Raw genomic sequence first — 20,299 nt, forward strand, 5'->3', positions numbered from 1 at the left:
AATCAACACCAGTTACGCGGTTATCTCGATTTCGAAGCTAAGGAACGGGACGCCCTCAGCTTCTCAGGCCGGGCGCCTCGTAACCCGTTCGCTCGACGTATTCCGTGTATCCGCCGCCATACTGATGGATGCCGTCGGGCGTTAGCTCAAGCACTCTGTTCGACAACTCGGCGAGGAAGTGGCGATCGTGCGAGACGAAGAGCATGGCGCCTTCATACTGCGCCAGCGCCTTGATGAGCATCTCCTTCGTCATCAGATCGAGGTGGTTCGTCGGCTCGTCCAATACGAGGAAGTTCGGCGGATCAAAGAGCATCTTCGCCATCACCAGGCGCGCCTTCTCGCCGCCGGAGAGTACGCGGCATCGTTTTTCGACATCGTCACCTGAGAAGCCGAAACAGCCGGCGAGCGCACGCAGTGAGCCTTGCCCGGCTTGCGGAAACGCATCCTCCAGCGACTGGAATACGGTGCGCTCGCCGTCGAGCAGATCCATGGCGTGCTGGGCAAAGTACCCCATCTTCACGCTGGCTCCCAGCGCGACCGTTCCCGTGTCGGGTTGCGTAGCGCCTGCGATGAGCTTCAACAGCGTGGACTTGCCGGCGCCGTTGATGCCCATGACGCACCAGCGCTCTCTCCGGCGCACCTGAAAATCCAATCCCTCATAAATGCTGCGGCTGCCGTAACCCTTGTGCACGTTCTTCAAGGTGGCAACGTCCTCGCCGGAGCGCGGGGCTGGCGGAAACTCGAATGCGATGCTCTGGCGGCGCTTCGGCGGCTCGACGCGCTCGATTTTCTCCAACGTCTTGACGCGACTCTGCACCTGCGCGGCATGGGACGCGCGCGCCTTGAATCGCTCGATGAACTTCAGCTCCTTGGCAAGCATTGCCTGCTGACGGTCGAACTGGGCCTGCTGCTGCTTTTCTTTCTGTGCCCGCTGCTGCTCGTAGAATTCGTAGTCGCCGGAGTACGTCGTGAGCGTTCCGCCGTCGATCTCGACGATCTTCGTCACAATCCGGTTCATGAACTCGCGATCATGCGAGGTCATCAGAAGTGCGCCTTCGTAACCCTTCAAAAACTGTTCGAGCCAGATCAGGCTTTCGATGTCCAAGTGGTTGCTCGGCTCGTCGAGCAGCATCGCATCCGGGCGCATGAGGAGAATGCGAGCGAGCGCGACGCGCATTTTCCAGCCGCCCGACAACGCGCTGACGTCGCCGTCCATCATCTCCTGACTGAAACTCAATCCGGCCAACACCTCGCGTGCGCGACCCTCGAGTGCATAGCCGCCCAGCTCCTCGAAGCGTCCTTGCACCTCGCCATACCGCTCGATGAACTCTTCCATCTCGTCCGCGCGGCCGGGATCGGCCATGGCGGCTTCCAATTCCGCCAGTTCAGCGGCCAGCGCGCTCACCGGTCCAGCGCCGTCCATCACTTCGGACACGGCGCTGCGGCCCGACATCTCGCCGACGTCCTGACTGAAGTAGCCGATCGAGATGCCACGATCGACGGCCACCTGACCTTCGTCGGTCTGGTCCTGGCCGGTGATCAGCCTGAAGAGGGTCGTCTTGCCCGCGCCGTTCGGACCGACGAGCCCGACCTTTTCTCCCCGGTGAAGCGCCGCGGACGCCTCAATAAACAGGAGCTGGTGGCCGTTTTGCTTGCTGATGTTGTCGAGATGAATCATGCGCGGAAGATGCCCTGGAACGTGTTCCCGGGGCTCTTAGGGCATGTGGCGCTATCGCGAAAGGGTGGTCCTAGCCGCAGCAGCCGCGGGCGGTATTGTGCTCAGGCGATGTCCGTTCAGGGCCATAAACGGATATCGCGGCGCGCCCAAGGTGGCGAACTATACCTGGGGAGTTAACCATAGAGGACTCGTTTAGGAGCAATCTCGCACGAGGCTAGTATGAGTTGCATGTGGAAGCCCAAATAGTTGGATTTTGGGTTGGCCTAATTCCATGCATCGAAACACCGTATTGCACGATCCAAGCGGATGGCGGCGGCGTTTTGTGAACGTTGGCGGCATAGTCATCGCGCTTGTCGCCGCTGCTCTTGCAGTACTGGTCTACAGGAGTTTCGCCGATGCCCCGCCTCTAGAGCATGGCGGCGGTCTGTGGCGTACGCCCAGCTCCATTTTGGACGTAGCAGCCGACGCCCCGACGACACGCCTCTCGTCCACCCTCAATGCGATGTCCTCCCGCTTCGTGCCACAGGATGCGGCTGAGGTGCCGCGCATTGCATTTTTCGACGTGCACAACATTGCAGCCTTCGCAGGCATACGGGCGCATGCGTCGTCACTCGACGCCATCTTTCCCAATTTTCTCACTCTTGATCCGGGCACAAAGAGACTGGCGCGGACCAGTGTGGATTTTGAGGAGCGCCTTCACCGCCGCCTTCAACAACAGGCGCCTTCGCTCAAGATCTTTCCGGTCCTTTCAGGTGATTTCAGCTCTGCCGACTTGGTCAGTGCAATTTCATCCGCTGAGATGCGCTCTCACCTTGTGCAAGATCTGCAACGCTATCTGGCGGAAAAGCAGTACGCAGGCGTTGTGCTCGATCTGACTGGCTTACCCCGGAGCAGCTTCAGCTTTGTTCTAGAGTTCATTTATCGACTCGCGGAAGCGATTCATCCGGACGAACGGAAGATAGTTGCCCTGGGATCGATGGCGGACGACAAGGCTCAGCTACAGTCGCTTTCCGAAGCCGTTGATTTCGTCGTAACGCCGACTGACCGTCTGGCCGACAAGCTATATCGCGATGGCAAGCCAGTTGCCCCTGCCGCGCAGTCCGATTTTGAAGCCGTCATCAGGGATTACGTCGAGGTCGTTGCTCCAAGCAAAATGATTGTCCCGCTGGGCGCCTACGCCTGCGACGTTGTCCGCAACGGATTGTGCAAAAAGATTTCGATCCAGGCAGCGTGGGATACCGCCCAACGCGCAAGATCATCAATCAGCTTCGATCCGCAGTCGCTCAACAGCAGGTTCAGCTACGTCGATGGACTGGGGGAGCACCACGACGTGTGGTTGCTCGACTCCGTAAGTCTCTTCAATCAAGCGAAGGCTGCGCTTGCTGTGAAGCCTGCTGGACTGGCGCTCTCGTCGATCGGTTATGAGGATCCAAGCGTCTGGTCCGTATTTTCTAAAGGCCGTTCTCCGGTCGTCGCTGCGTTGGACGAATTGAAGGTGCTTGCGCCAGGAGAGAGCTTCGACAACGTGCTGCAAAGCCAGATAGTCTCCGCCCCACCGCAAGGCTCCAGTGGATCGCGTGTCATCACATATGATCGCGAACTTGGTCTGATCGTCGATCAGTCTTTTACAAAGCTGCCCGTCGGACAAAGCCTGAGTGGGTGGGAGCCGATCGATAAAAACTTGCTGGCGATCACGTTCGATGACGGCCCCGACGAGATCTACACCAGACAGATCTTGGACGTCCTGGCTGAGAAAGGGGTCCACGCAACGTTCTTCGTGATCGGTCAGAATGCGTTGCAACACCCGGAGGTGCTGAAACGCATGTATGCGGAAGGTCACGATATTGGGAACCACACATTTTCCCATCCGCGCCTGAGCGACGTTCCCGAGTGGCAATTGCGCTACGAGATTATCGCGAGCCAGCGCGTGCTGGAGATGATTCTTGGAATCGATGCGCGCCTTTTTCGTCCCCCCTTCAACGCTTGCGTGCTCGCAGAACAAGCTGACAATGCATTCGTGATCTCCGAAGTTTCGCGGCTTGGCTACACGACTGTGTTGAGCGGCGTTCATGGCTGGGACTGGCTCCTTTCAACGCCAGAGTTCATTCACGACCAAATCGTGAAGGGCGTGCTAAGGGGCGACGGTCAAATAATTCTGCTTCATGACAAGGGAAAAAGGTCCGCAACGCTCGCGGCCCTTCCCCGCCTCATAGACACCTTGCGTGCTCACGGATTCCGTTTTGCCACGGTCCATGAACTACTCGGCAAGGACCGATCTTACGTTATGCCGTCAAGCGTTGCGGACCGCGTGGTTCCGCAAAAAGCAAGTGGCGGTGGATACATCGGAATAGTGGCGTACCAATATGCCTCGGATGTCCTGACTGCTCTTGCAGTGCTCGTTATATTACTCAACGTCGGGCGCCTATTTTTTACCGTTTGCGGCACCCTGGTCCATCAAGCGCGCGAGAGAGAGAGGTCGAGCCTGCGTTATTGGCCGCGATCGGTCGCCGTAGTCGTGCCCGCATTCAACGAAGAGATGGTGATTTGCAAGACGATCAGTTCAATTCTTGCTTCCAGCCGTTCCGACATCGAAGTCATCGTTGTTGACGACGGTTCCACGGACAATACCGCCGCCGTCGCCGCAGCGGCCTTCGTCCATGATCCGAGAGTTAAGGTCTTCAAGAAGTCGAATGGCGGAAAAGCCGATGCCGCCAATTTCGCGCTGGCGCAAACAGAATCCGAGATCGTCGTCGCGCTCGACGCAGATGGAGTTCTGGCGCCCAATGCAATTGAGCTCCTCGTCCGCCACTTCGAAAATCCGCGTGTTGGTGCGGTGGCTGGAACGGCAGTCGTGGGGAACAAAGGCAAGCTACTCACTCGCTTCCAGGATTTGGAATATTTGGTCGGCCAATACCTCGACCGCAGGGCCCTCACACTTTTCAACGCGAATTCGGTGGTCCCTGGAGCGATTGGCGCTTGGCGGCGCGCTGCATTGCTGCAAATCGGTGGCTACGACACCGACACGCTTGCCGAAGACTGCGACGCGACGTTCTCGCTCATTCGCGCGGGTTGGATCGTCCACTACGAGCCAGCTGCCGAGACGCTGACAGAGGCGCCGGAAACCGTGCACGCTCTTTTGAAACAGCGCCGCCGTTGGATGTTCGGGATGCTGCAGGTCTTGGCAAAGAATCTGAAAGTGATGCGCTCCGGGCCATATTGCCTCGGATGGCTGACGATGCCGCACGTCCTCTGTTTTGGTTATTTGATCGCGCTGGCAACGCCCATTCTGGTGGCTTCGTTTATCATCGAAGCCGGAGTCCAATTCCTTCAATGGAGCCAGAGCACAGATCCGGAGTTCAGTTACGAAGTCTCAGCATCCTTCAAGTGGTGGATTGGCATGTCGATCGCTGATCTCGTAGCGGTAGGAGCTGCTCTGTATGTGGCAGGGATCAAGCATGTGACGCGTAGAATCCCCCTCTTCATGCTCCAGCGCACAATATATCTCCCGCTACTGTATTGGATCGCGTTTGAAACGGTTTTTGCGGCGCTGAAAGGCAAGATTGTTCGCTGGAACAAGCTCAAACGAACTGGCAGTGTAGCCGCGTCGCAGCGCACCTCTCTCTCACCGGCAACGTAGAAAAAATAGACCTGCGCACCATTGCGCTATTGAAGAATATTGTTTCGTTCGCTGGCCGCCGATGTGAGAGCCCTCACGCTTGGCGAGGTGCATGATGACGAACGGTGAACCAACCCCGACAACAAACGAAGGACGGCGCCGCAACATCATTGGAGCGATACTTTTGGTGTTTGTGGCCGGCCTGCTTATGGTCTCTCTGTTCGGATTCCCCTACCCGACAGAGAAATTGCCCCAACCGCCGCATACTGCTCAGCAGTAAAGCACCGGTCGTGGCGCAATTTGCCGAAGACTTTGCGAACGTGTGTCCTTGACCAACGAAGATGGTGATCTTTCGGGAACGGACTGCACGAGTCCGACTCGGCACGATCTCTCCCACAATAGGGGTTCGGCGCCGTCCGTTTATGGTCAGCTGCCGACATCTATCGCAGGCGGAAGCGAGCCCAGTATACCCGGGCGCGCGTGCGCAGTGTAACCCAGCCAGCTTCGAGCGAAGGGCGCCAGCGCTGCCAGGCCTGCTTGACCTCGTGACGGACGCGGGTTTTCACCATGCGGCCGTAGCGCCAGGGCCAAGATGCGCGGATCATAGCGAAGAGCGCATCCTTCCAGGGCATGATCCAGTCGTGGGCGGCGGCGAACCAGCCGATCTGCATCAGCGCCGGTTTGGTCAATAGGAAGATGCGAGCGATGAGCGCCGTGGAGGCGATCTTCGCTCCAACAAACAGAAGACCAGCCGCGAAGATCTGCCCTTGCGCAACGAGGTAGACGGCGAGGAGCTTCAATGGGAACAGGATCGACGTCGGGATCGCGAGCGCGACCAAAGCCCCATAGGGCGGAAGGCCTGCAATCAATAGCTCCAACCGCGCAAATATTCTGAAGCGCGATAGGTAGGCGAGCCCATCGACAAGAGGCCGCCAGCCCCATTCCTCGAAGAGCAGAATAAGCGCGGCTAGCACTTGAAGCGCAAAGCTCAAAGGCGGACGGAGCAGGCCCCATAGCGTGCGAAGTCCTATGAGCACGCGCACGCCTGCCCGACGGAGTTGCGCCCTCACCTCCCGCGCAGTCGCTTCCATCCTATCGAGGAACTGCCCCGGCATCGGCCCTCGCTTGATCTTCGGCCCCTGAGACTACAAGGCGCTCCTTAACGCGTCATGCACGCAGACGCCTACGGACGATATGAGACCGGAACCGGGACGCCTACCGCGACTCTTTGCCGTTTCCCTCGGCAAAGCCAGCGGGTTTGACAGATCGAATTTTATTTCTATACTTTTTGTATCAAGATTTATTTTGCCAACCTCATGGGGAAAACATGCCGTCTCGTCTCGCCGCCATTGCCGCCATTGCCGCCGTTGCTCTCTTTGCGGTCAGCCCGTTCGCGGGCCCCGCCTCGGCCGAAGAACACGTCGTGAAAATGCTGAACAACAACGGCAAGGGCAAATTCATGCTGTTCGAGCCCGAGTTCATCAAAGTCAACGTCGGCGACACGGTGAAGTTCGTACCGACGAACAAGGGGCACAATGCGGAAATGATCCCGGGGCTCTGGCCGGAAGGCGCTGCGGAGTTCAAGGGCGATCTCAACGAAGAAGCCGTTCTTACGATCGACAAGCCCGGCATCTACGGCATCAAGTGCCTGCCACACTATCCGATGGGCATGATCGGAATGGTCGTCGCGGGCGAACCGACGAACAAGTCGCAGCTCGACTCCTACAAGCCGGTGGCAACCGCCGAGAAGCGTTACGAGGCACTCAAGGCACAGGCGGGTCAGTAAGACGAGGGCTCGCCGACGGGGGCGGTTGCGCGGGACGCAACCTCGGGCGACCGCCTTTCCTCGCCTGGTGGCGAGCCGCCGGAGCCGGCTTCGAGCGCCGCCGCCAATTCTTCGCGTGCTTTCTCCGCCTGACGCTGGCGGTTCCACAGGCTGGCATAGAGGCCGCCTTTGGCGATCAATTCTGCGTGCGTTCCCTGCTCGACGAGGTGCCCCTTGTCGAGCACGAGAATGTTGTCGGCGTGCACGATCGTCGAGAGACGATGTGCGATGACGAGCGTCGTGCGGTTGGCCGCGACGCGATCCAGAGCGTCTTGGATTTCCTTTTCTGTGTGGCTGTCGAGCGCACTCGTGGCTTCGTCGAGCATCAGGATCGGCGGGCCCTTGAGGAGCGTGCGCGCAATCGCGACGCGCTGCTTCTCGCCACCGGACAGTTTCAATCCGCGCTCACCCACCATCGTCGCGTAGCCTTGCGGCAAGGTGTCGATGAAGCGATCAATCTGCGCCAAGCGCGCTGCCTCGTGGACCTCGGCATCCGTTGCGTCGGGGCGGCCGTAGCGAATGTTGTAGAGGATGGTGTCGTTGAACAGCACCGTATCCTGCGGCACGACGCCGATGGCTGCGCGGAGCGAGTGCTGCGTCACGTCCCGGATATCCTGGCCATCGATGGTCACGCGGCCGGAATTGATGTCGTAGAAGCGGAACAGGATGCGCGAGATCGTCGACTTACCCGCACCCGAGGGGCCCACAATCGCCACCATCTTGCCTGCCGGAACCTCGAACGAGACGTCGTGCAGAATGCGGCGGTCGCGGTCGTAGGCAAACGACACGTGCTCGAAGCGCACCGTGCCATTGCGGACCTCGAGAGGCTTCGCCCCGGGCTGGTCCTGCACCTCGGGCTTTTCGCCCAACAGCGTGAACATGGTCTCCAGGTCGACCAAGCCCTGTTTGATCTCGCGGTAGACCATGCCCATGAAGTTCAGCGGCTGGTAAAGCTGGATCATCACCGCATTGATGAGCACGAAGTCGCCGACGGTGTGTGTGCCGTTCATGACGCCGCGCGCAGCCAGCCACATGACAAGCGTCATGCCGGCCGTGAAGATGGCCGCCTGGCCCGAGTTCAGAACGCCAAGCGAGTAGTACGTTTTGACGGCCGCTTTCTCATAGCGCGCCATGGAGGCATCGTAGCGGCGCGCTTCGGCCTCTTCGTTGCCGAAGTATTTGACGGTCTCGTAGTTCAAGAGACTGTCGATGGCCTTGGTGTTGGCCTCGGTGTCGCTCTCGTTCATCTCGCGGCGGATGGCGATGCGCCGCTCCGAGGCTGCGAACGTGAACCACATATAGAAAACGATGGTCGCGATCAGGATCAGGACGTAGACCCAGTTGAAGTAGAAGACGAGCAGGGCCGCGACGAGAACCAGCTCAACGATCGTTGGGGCAAGTTGCATCACGCCCATGCGGACGATCAGGTCGATGCCGCGCGTGCCGCGCTCGATGACGCGCGATAATCCTCCGGTGCGGCGCTCGAGGTGAAAGCGAAGCGAAAGCTTGTGCAGGTGACGGAAGGTGCGGTTGTTGAGCTCACGGATGGCGTGCTGCCCGACGCGCGTGAAGAGCACGTCGCGGACCTGGTTCAGCACCATCATCAACACGCGTCCGACACCGTAGGTGACGATCAGCATGGCGACGCCCAGCGCGAGGCCTTTCGTCGCCACGACTTCGGGCCTGCTAAGATCCGACGCGAGCCAATCCGTCACCCACTTGAAGCTGATCGGAACGGCCACGGTGACGAGCTTCGCCACCACGAGCACGACGAAGGCGCCCGCCACTTCGGCGCGCAAGTCCGGGCGTCCCGCCGGCCAGATGAACGGCAGCAGGCTCTTCAATACTGTCCAGTGGCTGACGTCGGACGAAAGACCGAGCAGGTCAGGCCGCTCGCTGCGGCTCGCCGAAGAGGTGGCAATGTTTCTCGGTCTCATGTCTCGTCACGAACCCCCGCGGTTGCTGCCCGACACTTTCGATACGCACGGAAGCGCTCGCCGGAGCAGCGGGGAGGTTTAGTCTCTTTTGCCCCCTCGTGGCCAGCCGGATTGCGAGAGCGATGTGGCGATCAGCGGGAGAAGCGCGGCAAACGCAGGCGCTGGCAGGGGAATTTGCTTCGGCTCGGCTTGCGGATCCGCTTCCGCTTCACACTGCATGTCGTTTCGCAGCGTGACGCTTTGCCTGCATAGCGCCGGTAAGTGCCCCAAAACGTATCGCCATGCCGGATAGCTTGGACCCGCGTCTTGCGGGAAGCTCCCCACGCCTTCCGCCTGCACACGTGGGCGGCCGGGCGGTGCGGCTTTCGTACGCTCACACGTTTGACCTTACGGCTTGCGCGCGCTTCAGGAGCGACTTTGCGAGGTGCCGCTGCCGGAGCATCCGCAACGCGCCTCTCGGGCTCAGCCTTGTTCGCCTCGTCGGCTCGCGCTTTCTCAGCGGCGAGCTCAGCCACGCGCTGCTCCTCGACCGCTTTCGCTTCGGCGACCTTCTGTTCGCTCGCTGCCTTTCGGGCTTCTTCGGTCTTGCGGAACAGCTCGGCGTCGATCACGGCGCGCGCGTAGGCGGTCCGTGCCTTCTCGGTTTCTGCGGCGTGAGCGGCCTTTTGTGCGGCCTTCCTCTCTTCCGTCTGGCGCTTCTCTTCGGCAGCTTTTTCGGCTTCCGCTTTTCGGGCTTCCTCGGAGGCGCGTTTTTCAGCGGCTTTGCGCTCTTCTTCGGCCCTGGCTTCCGCGAGGCGCTTCTCCTCTGCGGCCTTTTCCTCGGCTGCCTTGCGGGCACGTTCCGCTTCTTGTGCCCGTCGTGTTTCTTCTGCCTTTGCCTCGGCCTGTCGTTTCTCTTCCGCTGCCCGTGCTTCGGCGAGCTGTTTTTCCTCGGCAACCTTCTTCTCAGCCGCCTGTCTTTCTTCCTCGACCTTGCGGACTCCAGCAGCGCGCGCATCGGCGAGGCGCTTGTCTTCCGCTGCTTGGGTTTCGGCAACCCGGACTTCCTCGGCGCCCTTGCGTTCTGCGTCCACCTTCTCGGCGGCGGAACTCGCAGTCAGCAAGCTCTGCGCTTCCGCGGCAAGGGCTTGATGCGCGGCTTCGGCCGTCTTGTCCTGCTTGCTCTTCATCAACTCTTCGAGTTTGGAGAGCCCTTCCTCGATCTTGCGATCGAGGTCCTTCTTGATCTTGGCGAGTTCTTCCTTGCGTGCCTCCGCGCGCTTACGCTCAAGCTCGGCGGGCGTTTCGCCGGCGGCACTTCCCCGACGTTGCTTCGCCTCCTTCGCCGCCTGCTCGGCCGCCGCATTGGCGCGGTCCACTGCCGCCTTCCAATCGGCCTCGGCCTTGCGGCGCGCCTCGACGAACTCCTTGGCTTCGCGGGCCGCCTGATCGGCGGACGACATCGCGAACGTCATGGTGCGGCTCGGCGCCAGCCCCGCGACCTGATAGGCGCGCTCGATCCAGTAGATGACATAGCTAAGCGCGGCAGAGATGCTTTTGCTGAACTCATCGGCCGATGCCCCGGATGCTGCCGCGCCGGTTTCCCTCGGCACCGCAAGCTTGCCGGCAATTTCGGACTGGTATGTCTGGGCGGCGCGCTCAAGCCATTGGTTGACTTCGTTGGGCAGAGCACCGCCGGACGGAGTTGTAGCTTGGACTTGAGAGGACGGCTGCGCCGGGTCAGCCTCGGTGGCCACCGCAGACCCGCCAATCGCGCCACCCCAAACACCTGCCGCCGCGCACACAAGCACTGCCTTTTGCAGCGGTTTTCCCACCTTAGACGCTGTCACTCCGGTACTCCACTCTCGTCCGTAACCCCCGGGTCTCGCTAGGTTACGTCACGCTACACCCATGGGGTCAATGACTTTTGGTCATTCCTGGACGCCCCCGGCCTTCGGCGGCCCGGTACAGACCATTGGCAGACGCCCGGAGACACCCCATTTCTGTCATTGAGGCCGTGCATACTTTCGCGGTCAGAAAAATAAGGAAAAATCTTGAAGAATACCTCCTCTACTCCCTCAGTTTCCATCCAACCCAAGCCGACGGCCCTGTTGCATCCGGCCAAACCGGGGCAAGTGAACGGCGTCGCACAATCGTTGCCCGGCGCGGTCGAGAGCGTTTGTGTCTATTGCGGTTCGGGACTCGGTGAGAACCCCGCCTACGCCGCTGCCGCCCGAACGCTCGGTCGCTCGCTCGCGGAGAGCGGCATCCGTCTCGTTTATGGTGGCGGGGGGCTCGGGCTCATGGGCGAGGTCGCCCGTGCGACGCTCGAAGCCGGCGGTAGCGTCACCGGAATCATTCCGGAGTTTCTCGTTGAGCGCGAGCACATGCTTCACGAGGTGACCGACCTGATCGTCACCACAGACATGCACGTGCGCAAAAAGCAGATGTTCGAACGCTCCGATGCGTTCGTCGCCCTGCCTGGCGGCATTGGCACGCTGGAAGAGTTGGTCGAGCAGCTCACCTGGGCGCAGCTCGGGCAGCACACCAAGCCGATTGTCGTCGCCAACATCAACGGCTTCTGGACGCCGTTCTTGACGCTCCTGGAACACATGCGAAGCCAGGCTTTCATCCGCGCCGGGCTCGAAGTGCGATTTGGCGTTGTTTCCGAGGCAAATGACATTGTGCCGCGGGTTCAGACACTTTACGCCGCCATGGGCGGAGAGGCCGCGCCGGACACCGTGATCAAGTTCTAGGATCCTGATTGTGCATGGGGATTCCGGCCCCCACAGCGCTGCGGGTTCCTGGGCCTCACCGGCTCCAACCCGCTCACCTCACATATTCGTATGGCGACAATTCCTCGGGATGGCCCCATTTGGGCAGCAATCTCACGGTGCGCCCGTGTCGTTCAGGAGGTCCGGATGCCCATACTCGCCTTGATCGCGGCGGTTTTGTCGCTCACCACCCCGCTCGTGACCACACAACAATCACCGTCGGCGAGCATTGTGCTCGCCTATGACGACGAGATCGGGCGGGACTGGGGTAACGAGGATAGCGACGGCGGATACGAAGAGCCCCGCAGCTATGACGACGAAGAACGCTACAATGACGACAGCTCGGCCCACGGTCCTGAGGATGACGGATGGGAGCCGGAAGAATACGAACGCAGCGAGTGGGCCTGATCGATCCGATCCGCCGCGCGCTCAGCGCACGTCTGTAGGTGCGCTTAGTCCTTCGCGCGCTCGACGTATGAGCCATCGGCCGTCATGACGACAACGCGTGTGCCGCTGCCGATGTGCGGGGGCACCATGACACGTGCGCCATTGGCGAGTTTCGCTGGCTTGTAGGACGACGAGGCCGTCTGGCCTTTGACGACAGGGTCGGCCTCGACGATCTCGAAGATCACACGAGCGGGCAGCTCGACCGCGATCGGATTGCCCTCGAAAAGCGAAACCGAGCAGGTCATGCCTTCCTGGAGCCAAACGGACTGGTCGCCGATAACATCCTTGGGGATCAAGATCTGGTCATAGGTCTCGGGCTGCATGAAGTTGAAGCCCATGTCGTCCTCATAGAGATAGTTGAAGTCCTTCTCTTCGAGGTAGGCGCGCTCGACCTGGTCCGTGGTGCGATAGCGCTCCGTCACCTTCACGCCGTCACCGATACGGCGCAGTTCGAGGTGCGTGACAGGCGTGCCCTTGCCGGGATGGATGTTCTCTGCGGAAATGACGACGGCGAGCTTGCCGTCGAGATCGAGAACATTGCCCTTACGAATCGAGCTGGCGATCACCTTGACCACGGGTCTTCTCCATAGAATCTGGCTGTGCCGGGCGGCAACCGTTCGGCCACCTCGCCATATGTAGCGTCCGTCCCGGGCAGGAAATATTGGCGCTCTCATACTCTGGATCAGGTCAGAGGCCAAGGGCCGAAGCGGCGCAGTGGCCCATCAACCTCAACGGACGCCTATTTCCCGGGCTAGCCGAACGCGCGGGTCACGCCATGCCACAGCCGCCGGGTGCCGTAGCCGATCAACAGGCTGACGGTCAGGATGCCGACCTGAAGGCCAATCTGCCGCACTGGACCGAACGCGTTGAAATGGTCCTGAAGCGCTTTAACCGACGCCGGCGCCTGCTGTAGAAGAATGAAAAAATCGAGCGCGAACAACAGGGCGACGGCTGCCATAAAAATAAGCAGCGCCGTGAAGAAGCCGGATTGGAGCGTGCCCTTCCAGATCCACCCGGCGCTTGCTCCCAGCGCCAGCATGATCGGGCCGACAAGGACTGTGCTCAGGATCTGCACGCCGACCGTCAGGCAGTTGCCGAACTGCCCGCTTTCCAACGTGTAGCCGAGGGTCACGCAGGTGCCGCCCATGCCGAAGCCCGTGAGCCAGCTAAACAGCTCCACCAGAACGAACAGCACCAACGCGGTGACAAACCCCAGCCAAAGCAGGTTTGGGCTTTGCGACGATGCATCGGCCGCCGCTATTTCCGACTTCGTGCGCGCGAAAAATCGGCGCGACAGATCGAACAGCGGGACCGTGAGAACGTAGATGATGTTTTTCAGGGCATCGAGGGCGCCGCCCAGGCTGCCTTCCTGGGGCACGGTGCTCAGCGCAACGCCAGATAGGATCGCAAAGAGCAATGTAACGACGGCGGCCCAGACGGTCGGCGAGTCGAGCGTGACGGCGTGGCCTTCCGGCACAGTGGTATCCGCAGCCATGCGATCCCCCTTTGCTAGCGCAGTAAGGTTAAGCCGCTCGCGCGCCGCACCGCAAGACCGCGGCCCGTCCCGCTCACAAGCCTGTCACCATGATCTTCCCGCATTCGCACAGGTTTCGGCTTGAGCGTGTCCCGCGCGCATCGATATGGTGCGCGCGCGACGTCACGATGACGTTTGCTTCTCTTTGCAGGATTGCGCCGCCCATGCCCCCTCCCTCCCCCTGGTGGGACCGTGACCGTCACCGGGATCGCCGTGCCGGCCTTCTATTGCGCAATCGCATCAAGGCAGAGATCCGCGCCTGGTTCGAAGAGCAAGGCTTCGTCGAGATCGATCCCGGCGCGTTGCAGGTTTCGCCCGGCAACGAAACGCATCTGCACGCCTTCGCGACGGAGCAGATCGGGACTGCACTCGACCGGCGGCGGCTCTATCTCCACACGTCCCCCGAGTTTGCGATGAAGAAGCTGCTCGCGGCCGGGGAAGAGAAGATCTTCGCGTTCGCTCCCGTGTACCGCAATCGCGAGCGCGGCGCGCTGCATGCGCCGGAGTTCACGATGCTCGAATGGTATCGCGCGGGCACGCCATACACGGCGCTGTGGGACGATTGCGCGATTCTGCTCGACATCGCCGCGCGGGTGACCGGACACAAACATTGGTCCTACCGCGATCGTAGCGCCGACGTGAGTAACGGCTTTGCTAGGGTGACCCTGGACGAAGCCTTCCGGAAGCATGCCGGGTTCGCGCTTCTCGACACGTGCCGGGATGGCGCGACGGATCGTGACGCACTTGCCGCACGGGCGAAATCTGCTGGCATCCGTGTTGCCGACGACGACACCTGGTCGGACATCTTCTCGCGCGTTCTCGTGGAGAAGATCGAACCCCATCTCGGCTCGCCGCTGCCGACCATTCTCTATGAATATCCCGCGCCCGAAGCGGCTCTCGCGCGTCAGGTTCCAGGACGACCGGAGGTCGCAGAACGCTTCGAATTGTATGTTGCGGGCGTGGAACTGGCGAATGGCTTCGGAGAGTTGGGCGACGCCGATGAGCAGCGCCGCCGGCTCAGGCATGAGATGGACGAGAAGGCGCGCATCTACGGCGAGACCTATCCGATTGATGAGGATTTTCTGGCGGCTCTTCCGCATATGCCGCCCGCCTCGGGTTGCGCGCTTGGCTTCGAACGTCTCGTGATGCTGGCCACGGGCACGAACCGCGTCGATCAGGTGATCTGGACACCGCTCGCCAATGAGAGCAAGTAGGGCCCTCCGCAGCCTGCGGAGCCTTCGGAGCGACACATGGCCGAGACACATTCTGGCGGTTGCCAATGCGGCGCAGTCCGGTTTCGGATCAGCGGCCCGCTCGGTCATGCCGGTATCTGCCACTGCCGCATGTGCCAGAAGGCGTTCGGCTCGTGGGGTGCTGCGCTGCTTACAGTAACCGAAGAGAGCCTCACCTGGACGCGCGGCAGGCCGGCTGAGTTCCGCTCCTCACCCGTTGTGGCGCGCGGGTTCTGCGCCGATTGCGGAACGCCGCTTTACATGCATGAGGACCGCTCAGGAATTTATGATATCGCCATCGGCGCGCTGGATGACCCAAACGCCGCGCCGCCGACAGAACAAGTCGGCATCGAAAGCAGGCTTTCTTGGTTCAACGATCTAGCGACGTTGCCGGGCCATTCGACCGCCGACGACCGTGCACCTGAAGACCTCGCGAAGCTTCAAACGCGACAGCATCCTGACCACGATACCGATACGTGGCCTCCGCTACATTGGCCGCCTGCATGACCCACTTACGTCAGACTCTCCGAACCGCCACCGATCTTGTCGATGCGGGATTAGTACCGTCCGATGCGGAGCAAGCCATTGCTCGCGTCGGCGCGCGCTACGCCGTCGCTATCACGCCAGCAATGGCGGAACTCATCGAGAGCAAGGATGCGGCCGATCCGATTGCACGCCAATTCGTGCCGGACGTGCGCGAATTAGACGTGGCGCCGGAGGAGCGTTCCGATCCGATCGGCGATCATGTGAAAAGCCCGGTCAGAGGCGTCGTGCACCGCTATCCGGATCGCGTGCTGCTGAAGATCGTCGGCGTCTGCCCTGTCTACTGCCGCTTCTGCTTCCGGCGCGAGATGGTTGGTCCCGCTGCTGAAGCGAACCTCACGGCTGATGAGATCGAGGCCGCGCTTGACTACATCCGGGCGCATTCAGAGATCTGGGAAGTAATCCTAACCGGCGGCGATCCTTTCGTGATGAGCGCGCGGCGCATAGAGGACGTCACGCGTGCGCTCGGTGCGATCGCGCATATGAAGATCGTGCGCTGGCATACGCGCGTGCCGGTGGTCGCTCCGGAGCGGGTGACTGCGGATCTCGTCGCGGCGCTCAAGACTTCGGCCAAGACCGTCTATGTGGCGCTACATGCCAATCATCCACGCGAATTGACGGCGGCTGCGCGCGAAGCGATTGGACGGTTGGTGGATGCGGGCATTCCGGTGGTGAGCCAATCGGTCTTGCTGCGTGGTGTGAACGACGATGTCGCTACGTTGGAGATGCTGATGCGGGCGTTCGTCGAGGCACGCGTGAAGCCCTACTACCTGCATCACGGAGACCTCGCGCCCGGTACGGCGCATTTCCGGACGACACTGGAGGAAGGTCAGACGCTCATGCGTGCGCTACGGCAGCGCGTGTCGGGGCTCGCCATGCCGACGTACGTGCTCGACATCCCGGGCGGCTTCGGCAAGGTGCCGGTGGGACCAGGCTATCTCGATGCGGAGGCGGGCGTGATAACCGATCCGCGTGGCAATCCCCATCACACCGATGGCTCCTGCGCACCCTAAGTTTCACGGCGCCATGCTCCGCTCAGGTACTCGGGTGGCATCGCATCGTCAGTGAAGCCTTTCGCTTCCGTCTCGTCGAACCAGCGATCTCGCTGACTTTCGGGCTGTCGCGTTCCGCACCAGGGGCAGAACTCGATCAGTACATACGACGGCCCGCCGTCGTGAACGACGAGGCCGATCTCGTCGAACACTTCGTTGTAGACCATCAGATGATCTGCGCATTCGAAGGGGGCGGCGTGCTGCAGGCACGCGAACGCCAGCGCGCTCTGCATCGCCTCACAGCAGAAGTGCGCTTCGGGCGATGGCGGCGTCCAACCCACGCTCAGGGGCATCCACATCACGCGCCGGCCGACAAATAATTCAGAGGACATCCGCTATATTTCCAGCACTATTACGACAGACCACAAAACGTCTTACGTGCATGTAATTCCTGAGTTTTCCGAGAGGGCTGGGCGCAAACTCGATCGTCAACAACATGGTTGATGATGCCCACTCTCGGTGTCAGACTGTCGCATCAAAAAAGCAGAGGCTGAAGCGCTCCGGAAGAGGCGCGCCAACGGTCCGCACAAAATTGCGAGGGAGGACGCATACGCATGAACGAGCAGATCAAATCCGAAGTGTTTCACGGCGCCTGTCCACACGACTGCCCGGATACCTGCGGCATGGATTACCATGTACGCGACGGCAAGCTGGTCGAGGTGCGCGGCAAGAAAGACCATCCGTTCACACGTGGCGGCCTGTGCGTGAAGCTCAAGGATTTCGCCGACCACCATCACAACCCTGACCGGCTCATGTACCCGCTGCGCCGCGTGGGCGCGAAGGGCACGGGCCCCAATGGCGGCAACAGCTTCGAGCGTATCACCTGGGACGAGGCGATCGCCGAGATCGGCAAACGCTGGCGCGAGATCATCGCGACCTACGGCAGCCAGGCGATCATGCCGCAAAGCTATCTCGGCAACATGGGCCTCGTGCAGGGCATCAACTCGGGCGACCCGTTCTTCAACCGGCTCGGCTCGACGGTGAACGAGAAGACGTACTGCACATCCGGCTCATCGACCGCCTGGTTGCTGACGCATGGCCCGACTGGCGGCGTCGATCCTGAGAGCTTCGTGCACTGCAAGTACATCGTGATCTGGGCGTGCAACACGATCTCAACCAACCTGCATCACTGGCCGTTCGTGCTCGAAGCGCAGAAGCGCGGCGCGAAAGTGGTGGTGGTCGATGCCTTCAAGTCGCGCACCGCGAAGCAGGCCGATTGGCACATCTGCCCCAAGCCCGGCACCGACGGCGCGTTGGCGCTGGCCGTCATCAACTCGATGGTCGAACAGGGCCTTGTCGATCAGGACTACGTCGACAAGTACACGCTCGGCTGGCCGGAATTGAAAGAGCGCGCGGCAGAGTTCCCGCTCGCCGACGCCGAGAAGATCACCGGCGTCAAGGCCGAGGACATCGCCACGTTCGCGCGCGAGTTCGCGACCTCGCAGCCGTCCGCCATTCGCATCGGCGTTGCCATCGAGCGCTCAGCGGGCGGCGCGCAAGCTGCCCGTGCTGTCTACGCCATACCGGCCGTGGCAGGCTCCTGGCGCCACGCCGGCGGCGGCATGCTGCAGCTTCCGCTGTGGGACTTCCCCGTCGACTGGGTCAAGGCGGCGCGCCCCGACTTCATCAAGCCGGGCACGCGTGTGGTCAACAACCTCCGGCTCGGTCAGGCACTCACCGGCGAGATGCAGCTCGATCCGCCGATCATGAGCCTGTTTGTGTTCTGCACCAATCCGGTCAGCCAGTCGCCGGAGACGAACAAGATTGTCGAGGGTCTGAAGCGCGAGGACCTGTTCACCGTCGTCGCCGAACACTTCATTACCGACACGGCGAAGTATGCTGACATCATCCTCCCGTCCGCCATGGCGGGCGAAGCGGAGGACATGATGTGGTCGTGGGGCACGTTCTACCTCACGTACAACGAGAAGGCCGTCGATCCGCCCGGCGAATGCAAGCCGACGAGCGACATGTGGCGTCTCCTGGCCAAGGAAATGGGCTTCGACGATCCGGTCTTCAAAATGACCGACAGCGAGCTGTGCGCCGCCTACATCAACTGGGACGACCCCAAGATGGGCGGCATCGACATGGAGTACTTCAAGCAGCACGGGTTCTATAGGATCGACGTCGGCTCCAAGGATACGCGTACCCCGCACGCCGAGGGAAAGTTCCCGACACCATCCGGCAAAGTCGAGTTCCTGCTGCCGGATCACAAGAACTTCGTCGCCGGGCCGTTCCGCGCCATGTACGACGGTGAGCAGGATGGCTCTCCCATCGATCCGCTGCCGGGTTACGTACCGGTGCGGGAAAGCCCGGAGACCAACCCCGAGCTTGCGAAGTCGTACCCACTCAACATCATCTCGCCGAAGAGCCACGGGTTCCTCAACTCCTGCTATGCCAACGAGCCGCACAAGATCCGCGGCCAAGGCGAGCAGTTCGTGATGATCAACAAGGCCGACGCCGATCCGCGCAATATCCGCGAGGGCGATCCGGTGCGCGTCGCGAACGCGCGCGGTTCCTTCGAGGGCGTTGCCCGCGTGACGGACGACGTCAATCCCGGCATCGTCGTGGCGACCCTCGGCTACTGGCGCTCGCTCAATCGCTCGGATGGATCTGTCAACTCGATCTCATCGGACGCCTGGTCCGGGCTCGGCCGCGCGCCCACGTTCTCCGACAACCTGGTCGAGGTCACGCGCGTCAATTAAACGAAGCCTCGTCAACACCCTGCACGGGCGGCCTCGGACATTTGTCCGGGGCCGTTTCGTTTGCCGGCCTGTCGGGCTTCGTGGCCGGCGCGATACACCGGCGGCAATTCCGCGTGCTGCCGATTGCCCGTCGGCCTCCCGCCCGACTAAAGTCGCCGGGTTTTGGTGATGCGGGGGTATCATGCGTAGTCGCAACGCACTGCGGGGCGCTTGGGGTCTATTGGCGTTTTTCGCGCTTGTTCAAGGCGCCCATGCGGACGCCATTTCCGAAAATCTCAATGTCTACAGGATGAGCCCGCCGCTTGCGTCCTACACGCCGGGGACGATCGCGCGCGGTCACTTCGATAAGCGCACGTTCCAGCGCACAGGCGAGAAACTCTTGAAACTCAATGTCGTGCGGTGCCGACCGCCCTTCGACAAGGACGGCTTCGAAGAGAGCCTCGACGGAGCGATGTTCTCCACTCACGACCAGAAAACGTTTGGTCTTTCCGCCGGATGGGCGAACATCCTGAACGCCGCGTTCAAAGGATCTTACGTCTCGGACGTATCGCTGAGTTTCTCCGGCACGATCTACGAGTATCCAGAAGACAAGCTGAAGCAGCTTCGCCGCTCGTGCCTCGGCTCGTCCAATCCGCGCAGCGACGAGAACCGGTTTCAGTTCCAGATCGTGCGGCTGGCGGTCGGGCGCTTCGAATACAAGATCAATTTCAACGCCAGCGCGGACGCGAACCTCAAGGCCGACATCGTCAACCGGTTCGCCGGAGAGTTGGGTGTGAGTGGCGGTCGCGACGCCGGCGGCACCGTAACAATCCCACGTGGCGCAATGGCTTATCCACTCTGGCGCGAGGACTGGTAGGGACTTCGTCTCTCATTCCGCGCAACATTCGCAACCTTCAGTAATGTGACTATTCCAGCACTTGGCTACGCAATTTTCCGTACAGGATTTTGCGTATTGCGATTCATGTTAGACGCGCCGTGGC

16 protein-coding genes are annotated in these 20,299 nt (G+C 61.2%); 9 read left to right on the forward strand and 7 right to left on the reverse strand.

Annotation, left to right across the window (positions count from 1 at the left end; genetic code table 11):
* Nucleotides 1-55: 55 nt before the first annotated feature.
* A complete protein-coding gene (locus VHO05_RS08080; RefSeq protein WP_329646091.1) occupies nt 56-1,678 on the reverse strand; it encodes an ABC-F family ATP-binding cassette domain-containing protein in 1,623 nt (540 codons plus the stop codon).
* A 538-nt stretch (nt 1,679-2,216) separates the two neighbouring features.
* Between VHO05_RS08080 and VHO05_RS08085 the strand changes: the two genes are divergently transcribed.
* Nucleotides 2,217-5,315: a glycosyltransferase gene (locus VHO05_RS08085; RefSeq protein WP_329646092.1), complete on the forward strand. Its 3,099-nt coding sequence runs from the start codon at nt 2,217-2,219 to the stop codon at nt 5,313-5,315.
* Nucleotides 5,316-5,734: 419 nt separating this feature from the next.
* Here VHO05_RS08085 and VHO05_RS08090 read toward each other — a convergent pair whose 3' ends face one another.
* Nucleotides 5,735-6,409, reverse strand: coding sequence for a hypothetical protein (locus VHO05_RS08090; RefSeq protein ID WP_329646093.1), 675 nt, complete (start codon nt 6,407-6,409; stop codon nt 5,735-5,737).
* Nucleotides 6,410-6,621: 212 nt separating this feature from the next.
* On the opposite strand from VHO05_RS08090, the gene VHO05_RS08095 reads away from it, so the two are divergent.
* Nucleotides 6,622-7,080, forward strand: coding sequence for a pseudoazurin (locus VHO05_RS08095; protein WP_329646094.1), 459 nt, complete (start codon nt 6,622-6,624; stop codon nt 7,078-7,080).
* Here the strand turns inward: VHO05_RS08095 and VHO05_RS08100 are convergent.
* Both VHO05_RS08100 and VHO05_RS08105 read right to left on the reverse strand, forming a co-directional pair.
* Nucleotides 7,074-9,056 carry an ABC transporter ATP-binding protein/permease gene (locus tag VHO05_RS08100; protein ID WP_329646095.1) on the reverse strand — a complete coding sequence of 661 codons (1,983 nt, stop codon included), beginning with the start codon at nt 9,054-9,056 and terminating at the stop codon, nt 7,074-7,076. The two genes, VHO05_RS08095 and VHO05_RS08100, sit on opposite strands and share 7 nt — an antisense overlap.
* 131 nt (nt 9,057-9,187) lie before the next feature.
* Nucleotides 9,188-10,885, reverse strand: a complete 1,698-nt coding sequence (locus tag VHO05_RS08105; protein WP_329646096.1) for a hypothetical protein — start codon at nt 10,883-10,885, stop codon at nt 9,188-9,190.
* 258 nt (nt 10,886-11,143) lie between these two features.
* Here VHO05_RS08105 and VHO05_RS08110 point away from each other — a divergent pair, with 258 nt between their 5' ends.
* Together VHO05_RS08110 and VHO05_RS08115 are read left to right on the forward strand one after the other, a co-directional pair.
* On the forward strand, nt 11,144-11,791 hold the full coding sequence (locus VHO05_RS08110) for a TIGR00730 family Rossman fold protein (RefSeq protein WP_414653729.1): 648 nt from the start codon (nt 11,144-11,146) through the stop codon (nt 11,789-11,791).
* Between the two features lie 165 nt (nt 11,792-11,956).
* Nucleotides 11,957-12,217: a hypothetical protein gene (locus VHO05_RS08115; protein ID WP_329646097.1), complete on the forward strand. Its 261-nt coding sequence runs from the start codon at nt 11,957-11,959 to the stop codon at nt 12,215-12,217.
* A 44-nt stretch (nt 12,218-12,261) separates the two neighbouring features.
* Here the strand turns inward: VHO05_RS08115 and efp are convergent, their stop codons facing one another.
* Together efp and VHO05_RS08125 are read right to left on the reverse strand one after the other, a co-directional pair.
* Entirely contained in the window at nt 12,262-12,831 is a 570-nt protein-coding gene (efp, locus tag VHO05_RS08120) for an elongation factor P (RefSeq protein WP_329646098.1), read from the reverse strand.
* Nucleotides 12,832-13,007: 176 nt separating this feature from the next.
* The gene (locus tag VHO05_RS08125) at nt 13,008-13,751 is read right to left on the reverse strand and encodes a hypothetical protein (protein ID WP_329646099.1); all 744 of its coding nucleotides are present in this window, start codon (nt 13,749-13,751) and stop codon (nt 13,008-13,010) included.
* A gap of 203 nt (nt 13,752-13,954) precedes the next feature.
* Here VHO05_RS08125 and epmA point away from each other — a divergent pair, with 203 nt between their 5' ends.
* Genes epmA through VHO05_RS08140 form a run of 3 tightly spaced genes read left to right on the forward strand, consistent with a single transcriptional unit; the run spans nt 13,955 to nt 16,578 of the window.
* Complete coding sequence (epmA, locus tag VHO05_RS08130) at nt 13,955-15,004, forward strand: EF-P lysine aminoacylase EpmA (RefSeq protein WP_329646100.1); 1,050 nt, start codon at nt 13,955-13,957, stop codon at nt 15,002-15,004.
* Between the two features lie 36 nt (nt 15,005-15,040).
* The gene (locus VHO05_RS08135; protein ID WP_329646101.1) at nt 15,041-15,529 is read left to right on the forward strand and encodes a GFA family protein; all 489 of its coding nucleotides are present in this window, start codon (nt 15,041-15,043) and stop codon (nt 15,527-15,529) included.
* On the forward strand, nt 15,526-16,578 hold the full coding sequence (locus tag VHO05_RS08140) for a lysine-2,3-aminomutase-like protein (RefSeq protein WP_329646102.1): 1,053 nt from the start codon (nt 15,526-15,528) through the stop codon (nt 16,576-16,578). The genes VHO05_RS08135 and VHO05_RS08140 overlap by 4 nt, the downstream gene beginning before the upstream one ends.
* On the opposite strand, the gene VHO05_RS08145 is transcribed toward VHO05_RS08140, so the two are convergent.
* Complete coding sequence (locus VHO05_RS08145) at nt 16,575-16,949, reverse strand: DUF6980 family protein (RefSeq protein ID WP_329646103.1); 375 nt, start codon at nt 16,947-16,949, stop codon at nt 16,575-16,577. The genes VHO05_RS08140 and VHO05_RS08145 overlap by 4 nt on opposite strands.
* Before the next feature lie 222 nt (nt 16,950-17,171).
* Between VHO05_RS08145 and VHO05_RS08150 the strand changes: the two genes are divergently transcribed.
* Together VHO05_RS08150 and VHO05_RS08155 are read left to right on the forward strand one after the other, a co-directional pair.
* Entirely contained in the window at nt 17,172-19,319 is a 2,148-nt protein-coding gene (locus VHO05_RS08150; RefSeq protein ID WP_329646104.1) for a molybdopterin oxidoreductase family protein, read from the forward strand.
* A 181-nt stretch (nt 19,320-19,500) separates the two neighbouring features.
* Complete coding sequence (locus tag VHO05_RS08155; RefSeq protein ID WP_329646105.1) at nt 19,501-20,175, forward strand: hypothetical protein; 675 nt, start codon at nt 19,501-19,503, stop codon at nt 20,173-20,175.
* The last annotated feature ends 124 nt before the right edge of the window (nt 20,176-20,299 follow it).

Origin of the sequence: Hyphomicrobium sp. (assembly GCF_036262015.1) — a bacterium.
Taxonomy (GTDB): Bacteria; Pseudomonadota; Alphaproteobacteria; order Rhizobiales; family Hyphomicrobiaceae; genus Hyphomicrobium_C.

What these genes read in the sequence shown, in the direction of transcription:
- VHO05_RS08080 (WP_329646091.1), bottom strand. Translation starts at nt 1,678, where the DNA reads ATGATTCATCTCGACAACATCAGCAAGCAAAACGGCCACCAGCTCCTG.
- VHO05_RS08090 (WP_329646093.1), bottom strand. Translation starts at nt 6,409, where the DNA reads ATGCCGGGGCAGTTCCTCGATAGGATGGAAGCGACTGCGCGGGAGGTG.
- VHO05_RS08095 (WP_329646094.1), top strand. Translation starts at nt 6,622, where the DNA reads ATGCCGTCTCGTCTCGCCGCCATTGCCGCCATTGCCGCCGTTGCTCTC.
- VHO05_RS08100 (WP_329646095.1), bottom strand. Translation starts at nt 9,056, where the DNA reads ATGAGACCGAGAAACATTGCCACCTCTTCGGCGAGCCGCAGCGAGCGG.
- VHO05_RS08115 (WP_329646097.1), top strand. Translation starts at nt 11,957, where the DNA reads ATGCCCATACTCGCCTTGATCGCGGCGGTTTTGTCGCTCACCACCCCG.
- VHO05_RS08125 (WP_329646099.1), bottom strand. Translation starts at nt 13,751, where the DNA reads ATGGCTGCGGATACCACTGTGCCGGAAGGCCACGCCGTCACGCTCGAC.
- epmA (WP_329646100.1), top strand. Translation starts at nt 13,955, where the DNA reads ATGCCCCCTCCCTCCCCCTGGTGGGACCGTGACCGTCACCGGGATCGC.
- VHO05_RS08135 (WP_329646101.1), top strand. Translation starts at nt 15,041, where the DNA reads ATGGCCGAGACACATTCTGGCGGTTGCCAATGCGGCGCAGTCCGGTTT.
- VHO05_RS08140 (WP_329646102.1), top strand. Translation starts at nt 15,526, where the DNA reads ATGACCCACTTACGTCAGACTCTCCGAACCGCCACCGATCTTGTCGAT.
- VHO05_RS08145 (WP_329646103.1), bottom strand. Translation starts at nt 16,949, where the DNA reads ATGTCCTCTGAATTATTTGTCGGCCGGCGCGTGATGTGGATGCCCCTG.
- VHO05_RS08150 (WP_329646104.1), top strand. Translation starts at nt 17,172, where the DNA reads ATGAACGAGCAGATCAAATCCGAAGTGTTTCACGGCGCCTGTCCACAC.
- VHO05_RS08155 (WP_329646105.1), top strand. Translation starts at nt 19,501, where the DNA reads ATGCGTAGTCGCAACGCACTGCGGGGCGCTTGGGGTCTATTGGCGTTT.